Raw genomic sequence first — 22,031 nt, forward strand, 5'->3', positions numbered from 1 at the left:
GTCGCTACTCGAGCGCGGCGAAGCGCTCCAGGTCGGTCTCGGTCCCCGAGACGATGATGACGTCGTCCTCGCCGATGACGCTGTCCGGGGTTGCCGGCACGAACGCCCTGCCCGGCGACTTGATGCCGAGCACCGTGAGGCCGTGCCGGGTCCGGATGACGGTCGTGGCGAGGTCCTTGCCGCGCACGGCGCGCGGCGGGAACATCTTGACGACCGCGAAGTCGTCGTCGAACTCGATGAAGTCGAGCATCCGACCGGACACCAGGTGCGCGGTCCGTTCGCCGGCCTCGCGCTCCGGGTACACGACGTGGTTCGCCCCGATGCGGGACAGGATCGTGCCGTGCGAGCGGCTGACGGCCTTCGCCCAGATCTGCGGGATGCCGAGGTCGACGAGGTTCGAGGTGATGAGCACGCTCGACTCGAGGTGCGAACCGACGGCCACGACCGCGATCGCGAAGTCCTGCGCGCCGATCTGCCGCAGGGCGTCGATGTCCGTCGCGTCCGCCTGCACGGCGTGGGTGACGCGGTCCGACCACTTCTGGACGAGGCCGGCGTCGGTGTCGACGACCAGGACCTCGCGGTGCTGGCGCTCGAGCTGTCCGGCGGTGGCGGCGCCGAAGCGACCGAGGCCGAGGACGAGCACGGGGGCGTCGTGGCTGACGGCTCCGGTGACGGGGTGGGGTGCGCGACGGTCGGCGCGGGGACGGCGGTCAGCCAACGATCGGCCTCTCCTCGGGGCGGCGGAACAACTGCCGGCTCTGGCTTGCGGCCAGCGCGGCGGCGATGGTCACTGTACCGACCCGGCCCAGGAACATCGTGGCGGCGAGGACGTACTTGCCCGCCTCCGGGAGCTCGGCGGAGATGCCGGAGCTCAGGCCGCAGGTCGCGAAGGCGGAGATGACCTCGAAGAGCACGCGGTCGAGCGAGTCGCCGGTGATCTGCAGCAGGACCACGGTCATGACGGCGACGATCGTCGCCCCCCAGAGCACGACCGCGACGGCGACGCGCAGGACGTCACCGGGGATGCGGCGCCCGAACGCCTCCATGCCCTGGCGCCCGCGGGCCTCGGCGACCGCGGCCAGGAAGAGCACCGCCAGCGTCGTCACCTTGATGCCGCCGGCCGTCGACGCCGAACCGCCACCGATGAACATGAGCATGTCGGTGACGAGCAGGCTGGCGCCGTGCATCTGCTCGACGTCGATCGTGGCGAAGCCGCCGGACCGCGTCATCGTCGAGAAGAACAGCGCCTGGAACGCGGTGTGTCCGGCGCCGGCGTCCCCCAGCGTGCGGGGGTTCGAGGCCTCGAGCGCCGTGTAGACGACCGCGCCGAGGACGAGCAGCACCGCGCTGGTGGCCAGCGTGAGCTTCACGTGGATGGGCCACCGCCGCGGCGTGCGGAACTGCTTGGTGACGGCCCGGATCACCGGGAACCCGATCGAGCCCGCCACGACCGCGACCATGAGGAGCGACAGGAACCAGTAGTCGTTCGCGAAGGGGGTGAGCCCCTCGGCGTTCGGCGAGAAGCCCGTGTTCGTGAAGGCCATCGCCGAGTAGTAGAAGGCGTCCCCGACGGCGGTCCAGAACGGGTAGCCGGCGGCGAGCGTGGACGGCAGCAGGAGCACGCCGATCGCGATCTCGATCGTCAGGGTGCTCACCGCCACGGTGAGCAGGAGCGTGCCGACCTCCCCGAGCCGCACGGCCTGCCCCTCGGGGACGGCGCCGGAGTGCGTGCGGAGCGGGTTCGAGTCGCCGGCGGCGATGAGCTTGGCACGGAGCCCCAGCCGCCGTGTCACGACCAGGCCGAGGATCGAGGCGAAGGTGAGGACGCCGACGGCGCCGATCTGGGTCCCGACGACGATGAGCACCTTGCCGAAGACCGACCAGTGCGTGGCCATGTCGACCGTCGCCAGCCCGGTCACGCAGACGACCGACGCCGCCGTGAACAGTGCGTCCGCGAAGTGCGTCGGGGTCCGGTCCGCAGCCGCCCAGGGCGTCATGAACAGGGTCGTGAAGATGAGGATCAGCGCGACGAACACCAGGATCGCGAGCCGCGACGGCGACGACCGGAGGACGCCGAGGGCACCGTCCAGACGCCGTCTCACCCCGCTCGTCGGCGTGTGCCGGTTGAGCGGCTCGGTGCGGTCGAGCATCCTGTGCCTCCGGAGCCGTGGGCAGGTCAGCGGTCATGGTACATGCGTACGGGTCCGGCTAGCCTTGCCGCATGGCCGACATCTTCACCGTCGTGGCGGACCCGACCCGGCGCGAGCTGCTCGGGGCGCTGCTGACGGCGTACGGCTCGGACGCCACCGGCGGCGAACTCAGCGTCGGGCAGCTCGTCGAGAAGATCGGCGTCAGCCAGCCGACCGTGTCGAAGCACCTCCGCGTCCTGCGCGACCACGGTCTCGTCTCCAGCCGTGAGGAGGGCCAGCACCGCTTCTACCGGCTCGACCCGGAGCCGCTCGTCCGGCTCGAGGAGTGGGTCGTCCCCTTCACGGGAGCGGTCGACGCGGACGGTACCCCGGCGACGACCTCGTGGACGCTCGACGGGCAGCCGGTCTCGTTCCGCCGGACCGGCACCGCAGCGCGGTCCACCGTCGAGGTCGGCACCGAGCTGGGTCGCGTCATGGCGGAGGCCTCGCACCGAGCGACCGCCGCGTTCTCGGGTGCGCAGCAGGGCTGGGAGCGTGTCGTCGACCGCAGCCGGAAGCGCTTCACGCGCCGCGGTGAGGACGACTGACCGACCGGTGGGGGACCCCTCGCGCAGCACGGTCGAGCGTCCGCTCGGAGTCTCCTGGACACGTGGTCCCACGCGCCCCTACACTCGCCCTTGACCACACTGGTCACACCGACCCCGCGCGATCCGCGGGTACCCGAAGGCGGACCATGACCGGCAGTTTCGACGACGTGCGCTTCCTCACCGTCGCTGAGGTGGCCGAGATGATGCGCGTCTCGAAGATGACGGTGTACCGCATGGTGCACGCGGGAGAGCTCCCCGCGATCCGGTTCGGCCGGTCCTTCCGCGTCCCGGAGTCGGCGGTCGCCGAACTCCTGCGCGGCGGCATCGCCGACGTCGGCTGAGATCGGCCCGGCGCGCGCCCGTTCGACAGGACCGCTGCGCTCCGCTAGACTCGGCCGGGTTGATTTTCCGCGGTCTCTTCGGGCCCGGTGTCCACACATCTGCATCGTTCCGAGCGAGGTCCACTATGGGTTCTGTCATCAAGAAGCGTCGCAAGCGCATGGCGAAGAAGAAGCACCGCAAGCTCCTTCGCAAGACGCGTCACCAGCGTCGCAACAAGAAGTAAGTCCAGTACTTGCACCCGAAGCCCCGGTCCGCCGGGGCTTTCGTGTTCCCGGGCGCGTTATCGTGGGGACATGCCCGCCGTGACGTTCCTGACGAAGCCCGGCTGCCACCTCTGCGACGACGCCCGTCCGGTCGTGGAGCAGGTCGTGGCCGCCCACCCCGGTGTCACCCTCGAGGAGCGGTCGATCCTCGACGACGACGCGCTGCGCGAGGAGTACGCCGAGGACATCCCGGTCGTCCTCGTCGACGGCCGGGTCCACAGCAACTGGCACGTGGACGCCGACCGGCTGCACGGTGCCCTCGAGAAGGCAGAGAAGGCCGAGGCCAGCGCATGATCCACCACGTCGTCTCCTGGACCGTCCGCGAGGACCTCGACCGCACCGCGACGGTCGAGCACGTCCGCGAGCTCCTGACCGGGCTCGTCGGCACGATCGGCTCGATCCGGTCGCTCGAGGTCGTCGACAACGTGGCCTACCCGGGGAAGAACCAGGACCTGGCCGTCGTGGCGACCTTCGACGACCTCGCCGGTCTCGACGAGTACCAGTTCCACCCGGACCACCAGGCGGCGGCAGCGGAGATCCGCGAGCTCGTCACGGGGCGGGCGGCCATCGACTGGGAGAGCTGACCCGCGCCTCCCGGCCCGCACGTGACGACGGCCACCCTCCTGTCGGAGGGTGGCCGTCGTCGTCGTCGGTGGTGACTACGGGGTCAGGCGCGTCGGTCCGCGGAACAGGTAGGTGACCTCGCGGATGGACGGCTCGTGCAGGGCGAGCATGAGCACGCGGGCGAGGCCCATGCCGAAGCCGCCGTGCGGCGGGACGCCGTAGCGGAAGAAGTCGAGGTACCAGCCGAGCTCCTCGGGGTCGAGGCCCTTCTCGACGGCCTGCGCCTCGAGCACGTCGACGCGGTGCTCACGCTGGGCACCCGTGGAGATCTCGGCGCCGTTGAACAGCAGGTCGTAGCTGTTCGTGAGCGTCGGGTCGTCGGCGTGACGCATGTGGTAGTACGGGCGGATCGAGGCGTCGTAGTCCGTGACGAACACGAACTCCGAGCCGTGCGTCTCCTTCGCCCAGGCGCTGACGCGACGCTCGCCCTCGGGGTCCAGGTCGCCGTCCGCCCGCACGACGTCGTGTCCGCTGTCGGCGACGATCTTCCGGGCCTCGGCCAGGGTGACGCGGGGGAACGGAGCGGTCGGGACGACGAACTCGAAGCCGAAGACCTCCTCGATCTCCTTGCCGTACTTGTCCTTGACGGCGGTGAAGCCCGCGACGAGGAGCTCCTCGTGCATCGCCATGACGTCGGCGTGCGACTCGACCCACGAGATCTCCGCGTCGACGCTCGTGAACTCGGTGGCGTGACGGCTCGTGAAGGACGGGTCCGCACGGAACGCGTCCGCGATCTCGAACACCGCGCCGAATCCGGCGGGCTGCGCCATCTGCTTGAAGTTCTGCGGGGACTGCGCCAGGTAGGCGGTGGTCTCGAAGTACTCGAGCTGGAAGAGCTCGGCGCGCGACTCGGACGCCGACGCCATCAGCTTCGGGGTGTGGATCTCGATGTAGTCGCGCTCGACCCAGTAGGTGCGGAACGCGTGCTCCAGCGTCGTCTGGATGCGGAAGATCAGGTTCTGCTTGCGGTTGCGCAGGTCGAGGAAGCGCCAGTCGAGACGCTTGTCGAGCGAGGAGTCGTCCGCGATGGGCGTCTCCGGCTTCGCGGCGCTGACCACCTCGAGCGAGCCGACCTTGACCTCGAGCCCGCCGAGCTTCACGCGCTCGTCGTGCTTCAGGGTGCCGCGGACGTGCACGAAGGTGCCGTGCGCGAGCCCGGAGACCTCGTTCGTGACGGTGAGCCGGGCCTGGGCGTCGTCGTCGCCGTCCTCGGCCTCGCGCGTGGCGGGGTTCACCAGCTGCGCGGCGCCGGTCTCGTCGCGGAGGACGACGAACTGGACCTTCTTCTGGTCGCGGACGGTCTCCACCCAGCCGGCGACGGCAACGGGGCCGTCGGGGAGGGCGGCGAGGTCGGCGATGCGGGTGCGTTCGATCACGGTCGTCGAGTCTACGGCCTCCTCCACAGGTGGGGTCCCGGTCCGTTCTCTCCACAGCGTCGGCCGGGAGGCGTGGTTCGGCCCCGGCACGTCCGTAGCGTCGTCCGTGTGGTCGGGTCGCGAGTCGAGAGGGGATCCCGGATGACGGCAACGGGAGCGGGGCTCGCGGCCTGGCCGCCCGTCGCGGTGGCGGCGGTGGTCGCGGCTGCGGTCGGGTCGGTGCTGACGTTGGTCGGCGCGGCCGTGGGAGGCGTCTGGGCGCTGGTGCGGTGGCGGCGGGACGTCGGGCGCGAGGAACGCGACCGGGCCTGGGCGCGGTTCGTGTGGACGGTCGACCAGGTGTGCGACGGCGACGTCGGCCGGGCCGAGGTCGGTCGGTTCAGCGCTCGGGCGATGTCCAGAATGCAGATCCTTCGCGCCGATGACGCCGCGATCGGCAAGATCGTGCTCGACCTCATCACGGAAGGGAACGCAGTTGGCAGTGGAGGACCCGGTGGTCGCGCTCATCGAACGCGATCGTGACGAGTGGCGGCAGTTGATCCGACGGCAGTACCGCTTCCGACCCTGGGAGGCACGACGGATCATCCGGGTCCACGACGACCTGCTCCGGTGGCGCGATGAACTCCGGGCGGCACAACGGGAGCGGGCGCGGCTCATCGAGTCCGGTGAGCTGCAGGTCGACCGGTGACCGAGCGGTGTCTCCGGCTTGCCGGGTGTCGTCCGGGGCTCAGGGGAGTGTGGCGCGCAGCGTGCTGAGCGTGCCGATGAACTCCTCGGCCATGCCGGCCCGTTCGACGAGCTTCGCGTGCCGGGCGCGGGCGTCCTCGAGCGACGCGTCGAGGCGGGCGGCGAGTGCCGGCTGGTCCTCGGGTCCGGCGTCGGCGAGGGCGTCGACGACGTGCAGGAGCTCCGCCATCTCGTCCAGCGAGAACCCGAGCGGCTTCATCCGACGGATGACGAGCAGTCGCTCGAGGTCCTGCGCCGTGTAGACCCGGAACCCTCCGGTGGTCCGTCCGCTCGGCACGAGCAGCCCGACCTCGTCGTAGTGCCGGATCGTCCGCAGGGACATCCCGGCGCGCTCGGCGAGCTCACCGATGTGCATGGTGTCGCCCGGCGTCGGGGCGGGGGAGTCGATCGCGTGCACGGGAGCCATGGTGGCAGACCGCCGCGCGAGATCGCTCGGAGTGCACGTCTGCCCGGCGCAACCCTCCCCTCACGTCAGGGTATGGTCGCTGGCGATGTCCCTCGCACCGCTCGCCCCCGCGGCACCCACCGTCCTCACCGCGCTCCGGTCCCCCCGGCTCCTCACCCGTGAGGTCCTGGCCGGCGTGGTCACGGCGCTCGCCCTCATCCCGGAAGCCATCTCCTTCTCGGTCGTCGCCGGGGTCGACCCGGCCGTCGGCCTCTTCTCGAGCGTCGTCATCGCGGTGGTCATCTCGATCGTCGGCGGGCGACCCGCGATGATCTCGGCCGCCGCCGGATCGGTCGCGCTCGTGATCGCTCCGCTCGTGCGCGACCACGGCGTCGCCTACCTCGTCCCCGCGGTGGTGCTCGGCGGTGTGGTCCAGCTGGTGCTCGGCTTCCTCGGGGTGGCCCGACTGATGCGCTTCATCCCGCGCAGCGTCAACGTGGCCTTCGTCAACGCGCTGGCGATCCTGATCTTCACGGCGCAGTTGCCCAACCTCCTCGGCGACGACGTCCCGTTCGTGGTCTGGCCGCTGACGGCGCTCGGCATCGGCATCATCGTCGCGTTCCCCTTCCTGACCAAGGCCGTCCCCGCGCCGTTGATCGCGGTCGTCGTGGTCACGGCGATCACGATCGTGTTCGGGGTCGCGGTGCCGACGGTCGGCGACGAGGGCTCCCTGCCGACCGCGCTGCCCGGGTTCGGCGGCATCACGGTCCCGCTGTCGCTCGAGACCCTGCAGATCATCGCGCCGTACGCGTTCGGGGTCGCGATCGTCGGCCTCATCGAGACGCTCCTGACCGCGCAGCTCGTCGACTCCCTGACCGAGACCCGGTCCAGCGGCTGGCGCGAGTCGTGGGGCCAGGGCATCGCCAACATCGCCTCGGCGTTCTTCGGCGGCACGGGTGGCTGCGCGATGATCGGCCAGACCGTGATCAACGTGAAGACCGCCGGCGCCCGGACCCGGGTGTCGACCTTCACGGCGGGCGCGGCGGTGCTCGTCCTGACCATCGCGCTGCACGACCTCGTCGCGCAGATCCCGATGGCGGCCCTGACGGCCGTGATGCTCATGGTCTGCGTCGCGACCTTCGACTGGCACAGCGTCCGGCCCCGCACGCTCGGGCGGATGCCGCTCGGCGAGACGGCGGTCATGGTCGTGACCGTCGTGGTGGTCGTCGTCACCCAGAACCTCGCGACGGGTGTGCTGGTGGGCGTGGTCGTCGCGGCCCTCGTCTTCGCCCGTCGCGCGGCGCACGTCGTGTCCGTGGTGCGCGAGCCGGTCGACGAGCGCACCGTGCGGTACCGCGTGCACGGTGCCCTGTTCTTCGCGTCGTCCAACGACCTGGTGACGCGGTTCTCCTACGCCGAGGACCCGGAGCGGGTGATCGTGGACATGTCGGGCGCGCACGTGTTCGACGCCAGCACCGTCGCGGCACTCGACGGCGTGGAGCAGCGGTACGCGCGGCACGGCTCGACCGTCGAGGTCGTGAACCTGAACACCGGGTCGGTGGCACTGCACGGCCGACTGACCGGACGGCTGGGCTGACGGCAGCGACCGGGCAGAGCCGAACGGTCGCAGGGGCTGAACGGTCGCACATCCGGTGAATCCGCTGTGGGGCGGGTGATGACGGTGGAGCGACCTAGACTGGAACCCATGCCCGCGACACGGATCCACCTCGTCCGGCACGGCGAGGTCCACAACCCGGGGCGCGTGCTCTACGGCCGGTTGCCCGGCTTCGGGCTCAGCGAACTCGGCGCCCGGATGGCCGGTGCGTCGGCGACCGCCTGGCACGACGCCGGGGTCGACGTCCGACGGATCGTCGCGTCGCCCTTGCAGCGCACGCAGGAGTCCGCGGCGCCCTGGGCCGCCGCCTACGGGCTCGAGGTCTCGCTCGACGAGCGCCTGATCGAGCCCACGAACCGCTACGAGGGCCAGCGCCCCGGCTTCACGAAGCGCTCCATCGGACGCCCTGCGGAGTGGCCCTGGATCGCGAACCCGTTCCGGCCGAGCTGGGGCGAGGCCTACGAGTCCATCGCGAACCGCATGCTCGCCGCGGTCGCCTCCGCCTGGGAGAGCGTCGACGGCGGCGACGTCGTCCTCGTCAGCCACCAGCTCCCCATCTGGACCGTGCACCGCAAGCTCGCGGGGGAGCCGCTCTGGCACGACCCGCGCAAGCGTCGGTGCGACCTGTCCAGCATCACGACCCTCGAGCGTGTGCCCGCCACCTCGTCCGGTCGCTTCACCGAGGTCGGGTACGCGGACCCCGCGCAGTCCCTGCGTGCGTCCGCGGTCGACGAAGGAGCAGTCTGATGTCCGCACGCAGCCGGATCGCCGCCGTCGCGGCCTCGGCGGTGATCGCAGCCCTGGCGCTCGCCGGGTGCTCGTCGTCGAACGACGACCTGTCCCGCCAGTACGGCAGCGGCACCACCCAGAACTACATCTCCGGCACCGGTGCGGTGACCGAGGTCGCGACGGACGAGCGGAGCGCCCCGGTCGACTTCACGACGAAGGACACCGACGGCGACACCGTGTCGGCGGAGGAGCTCCGCGGCAAGGTCGTCGTGCTCAACTTCTGGTACGCCGGCTGCCCGCCGTGCCGGGCCGAGGCGAAGTACCTCAACCAGGTGCACGACCAGTACGCCGACGACGACGTGGTCTTCGTGGGCGTCAACGTGCGTGACGAGGAGGGCACGGCGGCGGCGTTCGAGCGCACCTTCGGCGTCGACTACCCGACCGTCCTCGACGCCCGCGACGGTACCGTGCAGCTCGCGCTGTCCGGGCAGATCGCTCCGAACGCCGTGCCCGCCACGATCGTCCTCGACAAGCAGGGCCGCGTCGCCGCCCGCGTCCTCGGCGCGATCGACGGCAAGAGCATCCTGCAGACCCTGGTCAGCGACGAGCTCGACGGCAAGGCGTCCTGACCCGTGCCCGGCAACCCCTTCGCGGACGCGATCCTGAGCGGCCAGATGCTGGTCGCGTTGCCCGTGGCAGCACTGGCCGGGCTCGTGTCGTTCCTCTCCCCGTGCGTGCTCCCGCTCGTACCGGGCTACCTCGGGTACGTCGGCGGGATCGCCGAGGGTGGGCAGCGCCGCGGTCGGGTCGTGCTCGGCGTCGTGCTCTTCGTGCTCGGGTTCACCGCGGTGTTCGTCGCCTACACGACGGTCTTCGGTGCGCTCGGGTTCTGGCTCGTCCGGTGGCGTGACCTCATCACGCAGGTCCTCGGTGTCGTCGTGATCGCGATGGGCCTGGTGTTCATCGGTCGCTTCACCTTCCTGCAGCGCACGATCAAGCCGTCGTGGACCCCCGCGACGGGCCTGGTCGGGGCACCGCTGCTCGGCATCGTGTTCGGCCTCGGCTGGACCCCGTGCCTCGGGCCGACGCTCGCAGCGATCAACCTGCTCAGCGTGCAGTCCGGCAGCGCGTGGCAGGGCATGTGGCTCGGCGTCGCGTACTGCCTCGGGCTCGGCATCCCGTTCGTCCTCGTCGCGCTCGGCGCCGGGTGGGCGACCGGCGCGATCCGCATCGTGAAGCGTCACATGCGCACCGTCAACATCATCGGAGGAGCGATCCTGATCGTCATCGGTCTGCTCATGGTCACCGGCATCTGGTCGGCCGTCATGTCGAGCCTCGGGGCGGTGATCCAGAGCTTTGTCCCCGCGGTCTGAGCGCGACACCACCCCCGAGCGGTCGGGTAGCGGACCGGGGTCCGCGGACGACGTGTCCGCGGGCGCCGACCCGATGCGGCCGTCCGACCACGTCGACAGTGCCGCACCGGCCCCCGGAGCGGACGACGGCCCGACGCAGCCGAAGCTCGGGTTCGTCGGCTACGTCCGCTTCTTCTGGCGGCAGCTGACGAGCATGCGCACGGCGCTCTTCCTGCTCATGCTCCTGGCGCTCGCGGCGATCCCGGGATCCCTCGTGCCGCAGCGCACCGCCGACCCGAACGGCGTCGTGCAGTACAAGGCGGACCACCCGCAGCTCTTCCCCGTGCTCGACGCACTGCAGGTCTTCGACACCTACACCTCGGTGTGGTTCTCGGCGATCTACCTGCTGCTGTTCGTCTCGCTCATCGGGTGCATCGTCCCGCGCACGAAGCACCACTGGCAGGCGCTCCGGACGCGACCGCCGAGGACGCCGGTGCGTCTCGGCCGACTCGCCGGCTACCGGTCCGTCCCGGTCGAGGCGGACGCGACCACGAGCCTCCCGTCCGTCGACGATGCCGTGACGCGCGCGGCGGCACTGCTCAAGCGGTCCGGCTACCGGGTCGAGCGGTTCGGCGACTCCGTGAGCGCGGAGCGCGGGTACCTGCGCGAGACCGGCAACCTCGTCTTCCACGCGGCGCTCGTCGGCGTGCTCGTGGCGGTCGGCCTCGGCGGTGGCTTCAGCTACACCGGGCAGCGACTCCTGGTCGAGGGGCAGACGTTCTCGAACGTCCTCGGCTCCTACGACTCGTTCAACCCCGGCCGCTGGTTCCGGCAGACCGACCTGCAGGGCTACAACCTGACGCTCGACAAGTTCACCACGACGTACGAGGAGAAGAACCTCGACGCCCTCGGCCAGGCACTGGACTACTCGGCGACGGTGACGAGCCGCGAGAAGGGCCAGGAGCCGAAGACCGGTCGCATCGGCGTGAACGACCCGCTGTCGGTCGGTGGCACGAACGTCTACCTGCTCGGCAACGGCTACGCGATGCAGGTCACGATCCGCGACGGCAAGGGGAACGTGGCGTTCCAGGACGTCGTGCCGTTCCTGCCCGAGGACGCGAACTACACGTCCACCGGCGTCATCAAGGTGCCCGACGCCTCGCCGTCGCAGCTCGGGCTCGTCGGGTTCTTCTACCCGACGGCGTCGAAGCTGTCGACCGGCGCGTTCGCCAGTGCCTACCCGGACGCGCAGAACCCGCTCCTGACCCTGCAGGTGTACCGCGGCGACCTCGGTCTCGACAGCGGCGTCCCGCAGAGCGTGTACTCGCTCGACACCAGCGGTCTCGAGCAGATCGCCGGGCGGCAGTCGACGACCCCGAGCATCGAGCTGAAGCCCGGTCAGACGAAGACCCTGCCGGACGGTACCGGCTCGATCACCTTCGACGGCGTGAAGCGCTACGTCTCGCTCGACGTGCACCACGACCCCTCGCAGGCGTTCGTCGCCGGGTTCGCGGTGCTCGCGGTGCTCGGCCTGCTCACCTCGCTGTTCGTGCCCCGCCGCCGCGTGTGGGTGAAGGCGGTCCCGCGCCGGGGAGCCGAGCACGGCGAGTACGACCTCGAGTACGCCGGTCTGGCGCGCGGCGAGGACCCCAACCTCGAGCGCGCCGTCGACGACATCGCCAAGAGGCACCTGTCGGACCTCGGAGTTAGGATCCCTGCGTGAACCCGGACATGACGACCAACCTCGCGACCTACTCGGTCGTCCTGACGTACTCCGCGATGGCGGTCTACGTCATCGCGTTCATCTCGTTCGCGCTCGACATGGCGAAGCGGTCGGGTCAGGTGGCGTCCGCCTCGGCTGCTGCGCCGGCAGCGCCCGCCGCGCGCACCGTCGCGACGGTGCAGGGCGGGACGGTCGTGCTCGAGAAGGTCGAGGCCGACCGGGGTCGCCCCGGCGGCGGCGGGACGAAGTTCGAGCGGGTCGGCATGGCGATGACGATCCTCGCGCTCGTGCTGCACGTCGGTGCCACGGTCCTGCGCGGCATCGCGGCCGACCGTGTCCCGTGGGGCAACATGTTCGAGTTCTCGCTCACGGGCACGGCGCTCATCACGCTGATCTTCCTGCTCGTGCAGCTCTGGCAGAACCTGAAGTTCCTCGGTGTGTTCATCACCGGTCTGACGATCATCCTGCTCGGCATCGCGACCGTGAACTACTGGGTGCCCGTCGTGCCGCTCCAGCCCGCGCTGCAGTCGTACTGGTTGGTCATCCACGTCTTCGTCGCGATCGCCGGGACGGGCTTCTTCGCCCTCGGCGCCGGGCTCGCCGTGGCGCAGCTCGTGCAGACGTACCGCCAGGGTCGTCCCGCGTCGAAGCAGCTCCGCTTCATGGAGACGCTCCCCGACGCCGAACGGCTCGAGGTCCTGACCTACCGCGTGCTGCTCGTCGGCTTCGTGCTGTGGACCTTCACGCTCATCGCGGGTGCGGTCTGGGCCGAGCGCGCCTGGGGCCGGTACTGGGGGTGGGACACCAAGGAGGTCTGGACCTTCATCATCTGGGTGGTCTACGCCGGGTACATCCACGCGCGTGCGACCCGCGGGTGGCGCGGTGCGCGGTCGTCGTGGCTGGCGCTCATCGGGTTCGCCGCGGTGATGTTCAACTTCTCGGTCGTCAACGTCTTCTTCAAGGGCTTGCACAGCTACTCCGGCCTGTGAGGCCGACCGGGCGTCGCTGCGGCGGCGGCCCCGGGACGGACGGGAGGCGCGGTGCCATCGGGCACCGCGCCTCCCGTCCGTCGTGTCCGGGCGTTCCTGCCTCGCGTGAATGCGCACGATCTGTCACGCTCGGGGTCGAGGCCGACGAGTCTCGCCCGTCCGGCGGACGTGAGCGGCACGTCCTGCGCGCTCGTCGCCGCCCGGACACCGTTCGGTCGGTTGCTCCCTCGTCGTCGCCCGCGGCAGCCCGGTCTACGCGGCGGCGAGCAGGGCGTGGACGCGCTCCAGCCGCGCGAGCCACCACGCCGTCCGCTCCGGCGATGCCGCGTTCCGCTCCAGCAGCTCCCGCGACACCTCCGCACGGCGGACCGGCACCCGACCGTCGACCGGCAGCAGTGGCGTGTCGGTGACGTCCGTCTCGAACATGGCCGCCGTCCCGAGCCCGGCGGCGTAGCCGGGGCTCATCGCCGCCGCCGCGAGGAACGCCCCGGTCCCGAGCCCCACGGACGTGTCGAGCGCACTCGACACGACGCACGGCAGCCCCGCCTCGGCCACGATCGCCCGTGCCGCGGTGACCCCGCCGAGGGGCTGGGCCTTCACGACGAGCACGTCCGCCGCCCCCGCACGGGCGACGGCGAGCGGGTCCGAGGCCCGGCGCACGCTCTCGTCCGCGGCCACGGGCACGTCGAGTCCCGCGATCCGGCGTCGGAGCTCGGCGAGTTCCGGCACCGACCGGCACGGCTGTTCGGCGTACTGGAGTCCGTACGGCGCGAGTCGTTCGAGGGCCTCGACGGCCTGGTCGACGGACCAGAGCCCGTTGGCGTCCACCCGGACGGCCGCTTCCGGCCCCATCACCCGACGGACCTCGGCGACGCGGGCGACGTCGTCGTCGGTGCTCGTGCCGGGCTCGGCGACCTTGACCTTCGCGGTCGTGCAGCCGGGGTAGCGGGCCAGGAGGTCGGCGACCGCGTCCGGTCCGACGGCGGGCACCGTGGCGTTGACGGGCACGGCGTCGGCGGCGGGGTCGTGCTCGGTCCACCCGAAGTCGACCGTGCTCCGGAGCCACGCGGTCGCCTCCCGGTCGTCGTACTCGACGAAGGGCGAGAACTCGGTCCACCCGGTGGGTCCGCGGAGCACCAGGGCCTCGCGGACGGTGATGCCGCGGAAGCGGACGCGCATCGGGAGTGCGACGACGTGGGCGTCGGCGGTCAGGTCGGCGAGGTCGGGGAGCACACCCCATCCTCGCGCACGGGCAGGTGCGGTGCCCGGACGCGGTGGGCGGCAGGGGCTGGTCGCGCGTCCAGCGCTCCCGCCGGTTCCTCGGAGCCGACCGCCAGGGCCGGGCACTAGCATGCACCGGTCGGCCCAGCGCCGGCGTCGTCACGGACCACCGTGGCGCGTCCGTGAGGGGACCGAGGAGAGGGAGGGCCGGTGGCGTCGGATCCGCAGCAGCGCGCAGCCGCGCAGCGCGCAGCAGCGCAGCGTGCGGCCGCGCAGCCGACCGCGGCCCAGCGCGCGGCGGCCCAACGTGCCGCAGCCCAGCGCTCGGCAGTGCAGCGCTCCGGTGCCGCGCGACCGACGGCGCCGCAGCGTGCCGCCGCCCCCGGGACGACACGGCCGACAGCGAGCGCCGGGAGCCGGTCCGGTGACACCGGCGACTTCGAGCGGCTGATGCAGCGGAACACCGTCGACGCCCGGGCCCTCGAACGGTCCGCCCGGCGGCGTCGGAACCCGATCGTCGGCAAGATCGCCCTCGGGCTCGCCGTCGTCTCCGCCGCGGTCGACGCGAGTGCGTTCGCGGTCTTCATGGGCGGCGACACCACCTTCGCGTTCGGCATCTGCTTCGTGGTGGTCTTCCTCACCCTCATCGCTGCGGTGCTCGGTTTCATCGCCGCGGTCGGGTCGTTCGGCCGTTGGTACGGCGCGATCGGGGTCGTGCTCGCCTTCTTCGCGAACCCGGTCATCCTCATCGTGCTGCTCGTCGTCCTCGTGCCCGAGGCCCTCTCGGGCACCTAGCGCGGGACGGGACGGCTCCACGGCCCGCCTCGGGCGCGGGCCGGCGCCGGCCGCCGGCGATACGGTGGGCACATGGCTGCTCCCGTCTCCGACCTGTTCGACCCCGACGTCTGGACCGCCGCTCCGGTCGCTGAGCACTTCACCGACATCACGTACCACAAGCACGTCTCGCAGGGCATCGTCCGCGTCGCGTTCGACCGGCCCGAGGTCCGCAACGCCTTCCGCCCCCGCACCGTCGACGAGCTGTACCGCGCCCTCGACGACGCGCGACAGGACCCCCGCGTCGGTGTCGTCCTGCTCACGGGCAACGGCCCGAGCCCGAAGGACGGGGGCTGGGCCTTCTGCTCCGGCGGTGACCAGCGCATCCGCGGCCGCAGCGGCTACCAGTACGTCGGCGACGAGGGCGCCCCGCCGGAGGGCGTCGACCCCGCTGCCGCCCAGGCGTCGATGGGGCGGCTCCACATCCTCGAGGTCCAGCGCCTCATCCGCATGATGCCGAAGGTCGTCATCGCCGTCGTGCCCGGGTGGGCCGCCGGCGGCGGGCACTCGCTGCACGCCGTCGCGGACCTGACGATCGCGAGCGCGGAGCACGGCCGGTTCAAGCAGACCGACGCCGACGTGGGGTCCTTCGACGGCGGGTACGGCAGCGCCTACTACGCCCGCCAGATCGGCCAGAAGCTCGCGCGCGAGGTCTTCTTCCTCGCGGAGGAGTACTCGGCGCAGCGCGCGTACGAGATGGGCGCGGTGAACAGGGTGGTCCGGCACGAGGACCTCGAACGCGAGGCGATCCGGTGGGGCGAGACGATCCTCGGCAAGTCCCCGACAGCCATCCGCATGCTCAAGTACGCGTTCAACGCCGTGGACGACGGCATGGTCGGCCAGCAGGTCTTCGCGGGCGAGGCGACGCGCCTCGCCTACGCCTCCGACGAGGCGGTCGAGGGCCGCGATGCCTTCCTCGAGAAGCGCCCGCCGGAGTGGACGTCCTTCCCGTGGCACTACTGACCCCGCGGGCCCACCGGTGAACCGCGCGCTGGTCGCCGTCGGCGCGTCCGACCCGTCGGCGGTGCTGCGCGGCCTGGAGGCTGCCCTCGCCGGCGGACCCGCGCTGCTCCCCGTCGCCGAGGACGGCCCGGCGCTGCCCACGCGCCCGCCGTCGCACGTCGCCCGCCGGGTCGCCCTGGTGGTCGAGACGAGCGGTTCCACCGGGACCGGCAAGCGCGTGGCACTGTCGTCGGAGGCGCTGCTCGCGGGCGCCGCGTCCGCCGACGCGACGCTCGGCGGGCCCGGCCGGTGGCTGCTCGCGCTGCCGACGCACTACATCGCCGGGCTCAACGTGCTGACCCGATCGGTCACGGCGGGCACGACGCCCGTCGTCGTCCCGCCGGGACACTTCGACGGCCGGGCGTTCGCCGACGCGGTGGACCGGCTCGACGTCGGTCCCGAGGCGCCGCGGCGCTACACCTCGCTCGTCCCGGTGCAGCTCGCCCGCGTGCTCGACGACCCCCGCGCCACCGCCGCCGCGACCCGCTTCGCCGCCGTGCTCGTCGGGGGCCAGGCCACGCCCGCACCGCTCCGGCAGCGTGCCCTCGACGCCGGTGTCCGGGTCGTCACGACGTACGGCGCGAGCGAGACGAGCGGTGGCTGCGTGTACGACGGCACGCCGTTCGGGACGGTCCGCGCGGAACTCGTCGACGGCGCCCTCGAACTGGCCGGCCCGATGCTCGCCGAGGGGTACCTCGACGACCCCGAGCGCACGGCCCGGACCTTCGCCGAGCGCGACGGCCACCGCTGGTACCGGACCGGCGACGCTGCGACCGCCGACGACGACGGACGGCTGCGGGTGCTCGGGCGGCTCGACGACGTCATCGTGTCCGGTGGCGAGAAGGTCCCGCTCGGGGCGGTGGAACGGCGCGTGCGCGAGCTCGCGGGCCAGGACGCCGCGGTCGTCACGCGGCGCGCGTCCGGGGAGTGGGGCGAGGTGCCCGTCGTCGTCACGGAACGTCCGCTCGACCTCGACGAGGTCCGTGCCCACGTCGCGGAGACCCTGGGCCGTGCGGCCCGTCCCGCGGAGGTCCTGGTCGTCGACGCGGTGCCGATGCTCGCGTCCGGCAAGCCCGACCGCCGGGCCGTCCGGGCACTCGCGGACCGCGGGGGCGCACCGACCCCCTAGCGGTCACGGATACGATGGTCGGCCGTGGCACGTACGAAGAACAGGACCCCGGTCAAGGGCCGCAGCGGCAACCCGGCGAAGGCCGCGGCACCGCAGCGCACGAAGCAGCGGGCGACCGCGAGCGACTGGATCGGCGGCGCCCGGCTCCGGACCCTCACGCTCGGTGTCGTGCCGGTCGTGCTCGGCACCGGCGTCGCGTTCGTCGACTCCGGTGAACCGGGCGACTTCGGTTCGTACCTCGGCCGCGACCACCACCTGACGGTCGCCCTGCTCGCGCTCGCGGTCGCGCTGTTCCTGCAGATCGGCGTGAACTACAGCAACGACTACTCGGACGGCGTCCGGGGCACCGACGAGTTCCGCGTCGGCCCGGCCCGGCTCACGGGTGCGGGGCTGGCGAAGCCGCGCACCGTGCTCACGGTCGCGCTCACGTTCTTCGGACTGGCGGCGGTCGCCGGACTGGTGATCGTGCTGCTCACCGGCACGTGGTGGCTGCTCCTCGTCGGGGCGGCGGCGATCGTCGCGGCCTGGTACTACACGGGCGGGAAGAAGCCCTACGGCTACAACGCCCTCGGCGAGGTCTTCGTCTTCGTGTTCTTCGGGTTGGTCGCCGTGCTCGGCACCCAGTACGTGCAGATCCAGGCGGTCACCACGAGCGGCTGGGCGGCTGCGGTCGCCGCCGGGTTCTTCGCCTGCGCCGTGCTCATGGTCAACAACATCCGCGACGTGGACGAGGACCGACAGGCCGGCAAGCGCACGCTCGCCGTCGTCGTCGGCCGCCCCGTCGCACGGGTCCTGTTCGGCCTGTTCCTGATGCTGCCGTACGTGGTGCTGCTCTGGTTCGTGCTGCTGTACTTCCGCACCGGCTTCGCGTACTTCTCGCTCCTGCTCGCGCTCCCCGCGCTCGCGATCGGCGTCTCGTCCCGCAAGCCCCGCGAGCTCATCACGGCGCTGCAGCTGTCGTCGTTCGCGTCGCTCGCCTACGGCGTGGTGCTCGGCCTGACCCTGGTCCTCCTGCCGTAGCAGCGTCGGACGCGGGGACCGAGGTCGAGCCGCCGCTCGACCTCGGTCGCTCGAACGCCCGCCCGAACGACGAGGACCGGGACTAGTCCTCGTCGTGCTCGCGACGCGCGCGGTGCCGGTCGGCGTCCGAGACCGCTCGGTCGGCGGCGGGCGCACCGGTGTCGGCCGCGTCGGTGTCGGCGGCGTCGACGAAGTCGTCCTCGAAGTCCGAGTCGGCGTCCCGCTCCGGTCGACCCCGGCGAGCGGCGATGTCCGAGGTCACCCGACCGCGGAGCCCGGGCAGCGCGATGTACGACACGAGCAGGCCGATCAGCGCGGCGCCGATCGCCGCCCAGTACCACCGCAGGCCGATGACGAACAGGACCGCCAGCGCCGCGGCGAAGATGCCGAGTCGGGCAAGGGTGTAGACGAGCCACGCTTTCACCCGATGATCCTACGTGGCGTCGTTCGTGCACCGGCTGACGGGCAGCCCGGTCCCAGGCGCGCTGCCTAGAGTCGTCGCATGGTCCGTCTGTGGTTGATCATCGCCGTCGCCGCCGTGGCCTTCACGGTCTACGCGGTCATCGACTGCGCGACCATGCCGCGGCAGCGCATCCGCTCCCTGCGGCGTGGGTGGTGGATCCTCCTCGTGCTCGTCCTCCCGGTGCTCGGTGGCCTGCTGTGGTTCGTGCTCGGCCGGGCGCCCGCCACCCCGGGGCCGGCGCCCCGGTACCGTGGACCCGAAGACGACCCCGACTTCCTCGGCGGCCCGCGCGGCCCCGGGACACTCCGCACCGGAACGGACCAGGACGACGAAACCCTCCGAGACCTCGAGGACCAGTTCCGCGATGAACGACGCGACCGCGACGAACGAGACGACGACCGCCCCGCCGATCGCTGACGGGTCCGCGGGGTCCGGCAGCGCTGCCACCGACTTCGCCCTGGCACTCCTGCGGGAACTCGCCCGTGCCGGGGTGACCGACGTCGTCGTCAGCCCGGGCTCCCGGTCGCAGGCGCTCGCCCTCGCGGCGGTCGCGCTCGAGCGCGCGGGCGGCACGACGGTGCACGTCCGGCTCGACGAGCGGACCGCCGGGTTCTTCGCCCTCGGGCTCGCCGTCGAGTCCGGCCGTCCGGCCGCGGTCGTCACGACCTCGGGCACCGCCGTCGCCAACCTGCACCCGGCCGTGCTCGAGGCGCACCACTCCGGCGTGCCGATGGTCGTCCTCTCCGCCGACCGGCCGGACGAGCTGCGGGGCATCGGCAGCAACCAGACCACGGTCCAGCCGGGCATGTTCGGCCCTGCCGTGTCCTTCGTGCGCGACGTGCAGGCGCCCACCGCGGACGGCGCTGTCGACGCGGACGCCGTCCGGACGCTCGCCCGGGAGGCCGTCGCCGTCGCCGCCGGGCACACCGGGCAGCCCGGTCCCGTCCAGCTGAACGTCGCGTTCCGCGAACCGCTCTCCGCCGGGCTGCGTGCCGAGGACGTCGCCGCCGTGCCCCGCGACGAGGTCGACACCGACCACGCCCGTCGTCGGGTGCACGCCGGACTGCCGGTCGTCGAACTCGCGCCGGACGACGCACCCGCGACGGTCGTCATCGCCGGACACGACGCCGGCGAGGACGCCGAACGGATCGCCTGGGAGCTCGGTGCGCCGCTGCTGGCCGAGGTGTCGAGCGGCGCGCGGTTCGGGCGCAACCTGGTCGTCGCCTACCGCGAGCTGCTGCGCGACCCCGAGCTCGGCGGAGCGGTCCGTCGAGCCGTCGTCCTCGGACACCCGACGCTCAGTCGCGAGGTCCCGGCCCTGCTGCAGCGGGCCGACGTCGAGACGATCGTGGTCCGCGGACCCGGGGCCGACCCGTTCGACCCGGCCCGTGCCTCCCGGCCGGACGCCGCGACCACCTTCGTGTCCGACGTGCGCGTGACGGGCCGCACCACCCCGGACCACCGCGCGTGGGTCGGGCGGTGGGTGACGACCAGTCGCGCGCTCCTCGGGGACGGTGACGCCGGTCCGGACCTCGACGCGAAGCGCTCGGGGGACCGCGCCGAGCGCAACCGGTACCTGCGCAACGAGGTCGCCCTGCGTCGCAGGCCCGTCGACCGCACCATGCTGGTCGACGCCGTCTGGGGCGCCACCTGGCCGCACGACCGGCTCGTCCTCGGTGCCTCGCAGCTCATCCGTGTCGCCGACGCGCACGTCCCGGGCAAGAAGGTCCGGGTGCACGCCAACCGCGGTCTCGCCGGCATCGACGGCACGGTCTCGACCGCACTCGGCATCGCGGCCGCGCTCGAACGGACGCCCGACTCCGTCGGCACCACGCGGGTGCTCGTCGGCGACCTGACCTTCCTGCACGACCTCGGGGCGTTCGTCACCGGGACCGAGGAGCCGACGCACCGCGTCCAGGTCGTCGTCGGCAACGACGGTGGCGGTGCGATCTTCCGCGGGCTGGAGGTCGCCGCGACCACCCCGGAGCAGGACATGCGCCGCATGATGACGACGCCGCAGCACGTCGACGTCGAGCGTGTCGTGACCGGTCTCGGCTGGTCCTACCGACGGGCCGGGACGTGGGGCGACCTCGAGGGTGCACTCACCGATCCGGCCCAGCGCCTGGTGGTCGAGGTGCCGCTGACCGACTGACCACGGGGGCCAGGGACCGAAGGCCAGGGGTCAGGGGTCGGGGGTCAGGCGAGCGCGTCGCGGATCGGACGGAACTTCAGGGCGGTCTCGGCGACCTCGCGCGCCGGGTCCGACCCCGCGACGATCCCCGCGCCGGCCCACGCGCGCACGGTCCCGTCGTCGTCGATCCGGGCGCTGCGCAGCGCGAGCATCCACTCGCCGTCGCCGTTCGCGCCGAGCCAGCCGACCGGCCCCGCGTAGCGACCGCGGTCGACGCCCTCGAGCTCGGCGACCAGTCGGACGGCGACGTCGGTGGGGGTGCCCGCCACGGCCGCGGTCGGGTGCAGGGCGTCGGCGACGTCGAGCGAGGTGGTGCCGACCGGCAGGGTCGCGCGGACGTCGGTGGCCAGGTGCCACAGGTTCGGCAGCTGGAGCCGGAACGGCTCGGGGTCCGCGCGGACGTCGGTGGCGACGGTCCGGAGCGCCTGCAGCAGGCTGGTGATCGCGAAGCCGTGCTCCTCGACGTCCTTCGCGCTCGACGCGAGGGCCTCGGCCGCGGCCCGGTCGGACACCGGGTCGTCGCCGCGCGCGGCGCTCCCGGCGAGCACCCGCGCCGAGAGCTCCGTGCCGTCGGTCCGGGCGAGGGTCTCCGGGGTCGCTCCGACGAGTCCGTCGACGGCGAAGGTGACGCACTGCGGGTAGGCCGCCGCCAGGTCGAGCAGGACCGCCCGTCGGTCGGCACCGGCGGGCAGCGTGCCGACCAGGTCGCGCGCCAGGACGACCTTCTCGGCCTCGCCTGCGGTGATCCGACGGACGGCGTCCGCGACGGACGCGGCGTAGGCGTCCTCGTCGACCCGGCCGGGGCCGAAGGCGACCGAGACGTGCCCGCCGACGGCCGGCACCGGCACCGAGGTCCGCGAGAACGCGAGGGGCTGCGGGTCCGGTGTCGTGTCGACGGCGGTGAGCCAGGCCTTGCCGCGGCGCTTGCCGATCACCACGCGCGGCACGACGAGCACGCTCTGCTCGGCGGAGTCGTCGGCGAACGCGAAGGACCCGAACGCGACCAGCCCGGTGCCGCGCAGCTGCACGGGGTCGTCCACCGTGGCGCCCTGCACCAGGTCACGCCACACCGCCGACGCCTGCCGCATGCGGTCGGCTCCGGAGAACGTGAACCGGAGCGCTTCGCCGATCCCGACGATGCCGTCACCGCTCCGGACGAACGCCAGCGGCGCGTCCCGCAGGGTGTGGCGCAGGACGTCCCCCGGGTCGTCGAGGATCCGGGTCGAGACCGTGAGCGAGGGGGCCGCCGTGGTGGTTCGGGTCACGGACCGATCGTACGCGTGCGGCGA

The 22,031-nt window shown here is 72.4% G+C and carries 26 protein-coding genes; 19 read left to right on the plus strand and 7 right to left on the minus strand.

The annotated features are described in order from the left end of the window. Positions 1–4: 4 nt before the first annotated feature. Both JOD95_RS11440 and JOD95_RS11445 read right to left on the minus strand, forming a co-directional pair. Positions 5–643 carry a TrkA family potassium uptake protein gene (locus JOD95_RS11440; RefSeq protein ID WP_066655303.1) on the minus strand — a complete coding sequence of 213 codons (639 nt, stop codon included), beginning with the start codon at positions 641–643 and terminating at the stop codon, positions 5–7. A gap of 67 nt (positions 644–710) precedes the next feature. Then, the gene (locus tag JOD95_RS11445) at positions 711–2,150 is read right to left on the minus strand and encodes a TrkH family potassium uptake protein (protein WP_066655299.1); all 1,440 of its coding nucleotides are present in this window, start codon (positions 2,148–2,150) and stop codon (positions 711–713) included. Positions 2,151–2,221: 71 nt separating this feature from the next. Here JOD95_RS11445 and JOD95_RS11450 point away from each other — a divergent pair, with 71 nt between their 5' ends. The 5 genes from JOD95_RS11450 to JOD95_RS11470 all read left to right on the plus strand — a co-directional run bounded on the left by JOD95_RS11450 (position 2,222) and on the right by JOD95_RS11470 (position 3,926). Further along, on the plus strand, positions 2,222–2,737 hold the full coding sequence (locus JOD95_RS11450) for a helix-turn-helix transcriptional regulator (protein WP_066655298.1): 516 nt from the start codon (positions 2,222–2,224) through the stop codon (positions 2,735–2,737). Positions 2,738–2,883: 146 nt separating this feature from the next. After that, the gene (locus tag JOD95_RS11455) at positions 2,884–3,078 is read left to right on the plus strand and encodes a helix-turn-helix domain-containing protein (RefSeq protein ID WP_058729786.1); all 195 of its coding nucleotides are present in this window, start codon (positions 2,884–2,886) and stop codon (positions 3,076–3,078) included. Between the two features lie 125 nt (positions 3,079–3,203). Continuing rightward, a complete protein-coding gene (locus JOD95_RS11460; RefSeq protein WP_003792170.1) occupies positions 3,204–3,302 on the plus strand; it encodes a 30S ribosomal protein bS22 in 99 nt (32 codons plus the stop codon). Positions 3,303–3,372: 70 nt separating this feature from the next. Beyond that, entirely contained in the window at positions 3,373–3,636 is a 264-nt protein-coding gene (locus JOD95_RS11465; protein WP_066655297.1) for a glutaredoxin family protein, read from the plus strand. Then, positions 3,633–3,926: a Dabb family protein gene (locus tag JOD95_RS11470; RefSeq protein WP_209685037.1), complete on the plus strand. Its 294-nt coding sequence runs from the start codon at positions 3,633–3,635 to the stop codon at positions 3,924–3,926. Before JOD95_RS11465 ends, JOD95_RS11470 begins: the two co-directional genes overlap by 4 nt. A gap of 75 nt (positions 3,927–4,001) precedes the next feature. On the opposite strand, the gene aspS is transcribed toward JOD95_RS11470, so the two are convergent. Next, the gene (aspS, locus tag JOD95_RS11475) at positions 4,002–5,342 is read right to left on the minus strand and encodes an aspartate--tRNA(Asn) ligase (protein WP_209685038.1); all 1,341 of its coding nucleotides are present in this window, start codon (positions 5,340–5,342) and stop codon (positions 4,002–4,004) included. A gap of 141 nt (positions 5,343–5,483) precedes the next feature. Here aspS and JOD95_RS11480 point away from each other — a divergent pair, with 141 nt between their 5' ends. Beyond that, positions 5,484–5,864, plus strand: coding sequence for a hypothetical protein (locus JOD95_RS11480; RefSeq protein ID WP_209685039.1), 381 nt, complete (start codon positions 5,484–5,486; stop codon positions 5,862–5,864). Then, positions 5,836–6,030: a hypothetical protein gene (locus JOD95_RS11485; RefSeq protein ID WP_209685040.1), complete on the plus strand. Its 195-nt coding sequence runs from the start codon at positions 5,836–5,838 to the stop codon at positions 6,028–6,030. Before JOD95_RS11480 ends, JOD95_RS11485 begins: the two co-directional genes overlap by 29 nt. A 39-nt stretch (positions 6,031–6,069) precedes the next feature. Here the strand turns inward: JOD95_RS11485 and JOD95_RS11490 are convergent, their stop codons facing one another. Then, a complete protein-coding gene (locus JOD95_RS11490; protein ID WP_245172245.1) occupies positions 6,070–6,444 on the minus strand; it encodes a MerR family transcriptional regulator in 375 nt (124 codons plus the stop codon). Positions 6,445–6,580: 136 nt separating this feature from the next. Between JOD95_RS11490 and JOD95_RS11495 the strand changes: the two genes are divergently transcribed. The 6 genes from JOD95_RS11495 to ccsB all read left to right on the plus strand — a co-directional run bounded on the left by JOD95_RS11495 (position 6,581) and on the right by ccsB (position 12,882). After that, positions 6,581–8,071 carry a SulP family inorganic anion transporter gene (locus JOD95_RS11495; protein WP_209685042.1) on the plus strand — a complete coding sequence of 497 codons (1,491 nt, stop codon included), beginning with the start codon at positions 6,581–6,583 and terminating at the stop codon, positions 8,069–8,071. Positions 8,072–8,179: 108 nt separating this feature from the next. After that, positions 8,180–8,836 carry a histidine phosphatase family protein gene (locus tag JOD95_RS11500; protein ID WP_066655287.1) on the plus strand — a complete coding sequence of 219 codons (657 nt, stop codon included), beginning with the start codon at positions 8,180–8,182 and terminating at the stop codon, positions 8,834–8,836. Next, positions 8,836–9,447, plus strand: coding sequence for a TlpA disulfide reductase family protein (locus JOD95_RS11505; protein WP_066655286.1), 612 nt, complete (start codon positions 8,836–8,838; stop codon positions 9,445–9,447). Before JOD95_RS11500 ends, JOD95_RS11505 begins: the two co-directional genes overlap by 1 nt. A gap of 45 nt (positions 9,448–9,492) precedes the next feature. Then, positions 9,493–10,191 (plus strand): cytochrome c biogenesis CcdA family protein, encoded by a 699-nt coding sequence (locus JOD95_RS11510; protein ID WP_209685262.1) that lies wholly within the window; start codon positions 9,493–9,495, stop codon positions 10,189–10,191. A gap of 73 nt (positions 10,192–10,264) precedes the next feature. Next, on the plus strand, positions 10,265–11,893 hold the full coding sequence (locus tag JOD95_RS11515) for a cytochrome c biogenesis protein ResB (RefSeq protein ID WP_209685264.1): 1,629 nt from the start codon (positions 10,265–10,267) through the stop codon (positions 11,891–11,893). Positions 11,894–11,901: 8 nt separating this feature from the next. Continuing rightward, a complete protein-coding gene (ccsB, locus tag JOD95_RS11520) occupies positions 11,902–12,882 on the plus strand; it encodes a c-type cytochrome biogenesis protein CcsB (protein ID WP_209685265.1) in 981 nt (326 codons plus the stop codon). 252 nt (positions 12,883–13,134) lie between these two features. On the opposite strand, the gene JOD95_RS11525 is transcribed toward ccsB, so the two are convergent. After that, positions 13,135–14,115 (minus strand): o-succinylbenzoate synthase, encoded by a 981-nt coding sequence (locus tag JOD95_RS11525; protein WP_307810427.1) that lies wholly within the window; start codon positions 14,113–14,115, stop codon positions 13,135–13,137. 198 nt (positions 14,116–14,313) lie between these two features. On the opposite strand from JOD95_RS11525, the gene JOD95_RS11530 reads away from it, so the two are divergent. From JOD95_RS11530 to JOD95_RS11545, 4 genes are all read left to right on the plus strand, one after another. Then, the gene (locus tag JOD95_RS11530) at positions 14,314–14,898 is read left to right on the plus strand and encodes a hypothetical protein (RefSeq protein ID WP_209685044.1); all 585 of its coding nucleotides are present in this window, start codon (positions 14,314–14,316) and stop codon (positions 14,896–14,898) included. Between the two features lie 72 nt (positions 14,899–14,970). Beyond that, a complete protein-coding gene (locus JOD95_RS11535; RefSeq protein ID WP_066655279.1) occupies positions 14,971–15,900 on the plus strand; it encodes a 1,4-dihydroxy-2-naphthoyl-CoA synthase in 930 nt (309 codons plus the stop codon). 16 nt (positions 15,901–15,916) lie between these two features. After that, the gene (locus JOD95_RS11540) at positions 15,917–17,068 is read left to right on the plus strand and encodes an AMP-binding protein (RefSeq protein ID WP_307810428.1); all 1,152 of its coding nucleotides are present in this window, start codon (positions 15,917–15,919) and stop codon (positions 17,066–17,068) included. A gap of 24 nt (positions 17,069–17,092) precedes the next feature. Further along, the gene (locus tag JOD95_RS11545; protein WP_251154610.1) at positions 17,093–18,088 is read left to right on the plus strand and encodes a 1,4-dihydroxy-2-naphthoate polyprenyltransferase; all 996 of its coding nucleotides are present in this window, start codon (positions 17,093–17,095) and stop codon (positions 18,086–18,088) included. An 82-nt stretch (positions 18,089–18,170) separates the two neighbouring features. On the opposite strand, the gene JOD95_RS11550 is transcribed toward JOD95_RS11545, so the two are convergent. Continuing rightward, positions 18,171–18,512, minus strand: a complete 342-nt coding sequence (locus JOD95_RS11550) for a DUF4229 domain-containing protein (RefSeq protein ID WP_066655275.1) — start codon at positions 18,510–18,512, stop codon at positions 18,171–18,173. 78 nt (positions 18,513–18,590) lie between these two features. On the opposite strand from JOD95_RS11550, the gene JOD95_RS11555 reads away from it, so the two are divergent. Then, positions 18,591–18,968, plus strand: coding sequence for a PLDc N-terminal domain-containing protein (locus JOD95_RS11555; protein WP_066655273.1), 378 nt, complete (start codon positions 18,591–18,593; stop codon positions 18,966–18,968). Then, a complete protein-coding gene (menD, locus tag JOD95_RS11560; protein WP_209685046.1) occupies positions 18,916–20,703 on the plus strand; it encodes a 2-succinyl-5-enolpyruvyl-6-hydroxy-3-cyclohexene-1-carboxylic-acid synthase in 1,788 nt (595 codons plus the stop codon). The genes JOD95_RS11555 and menD overlap by 53 nt, the downstream gene beginning before the upstream one ends. Positions 20,704–20,747: 44 nt before the next feature. Here the strand turns inward: menD and JOD95_RS11565 are convergent, their stop codons facing one another. Next, positions 20,748–22,007, minus strand: a complete 1,260-nt coding sequence (locus JOD95_RS11565) for an isochorismate synthase MenF (RefSeq protein ID WP_066655269.1) — start codon at positions 22,005–22,007, stop codon at positions 20,748–20,750. Positions 22,008–22,031 lie beyond the last annotated feature (24 nt).

The organism is Curtobacterium sp. 1310, assembly GCF_017834105.1.
Classification (GTDB): Bacteria; Actinomycetota; Actinomycetes; order Actinomycetales; family Microbacteriaceae; genus Curtobacterium.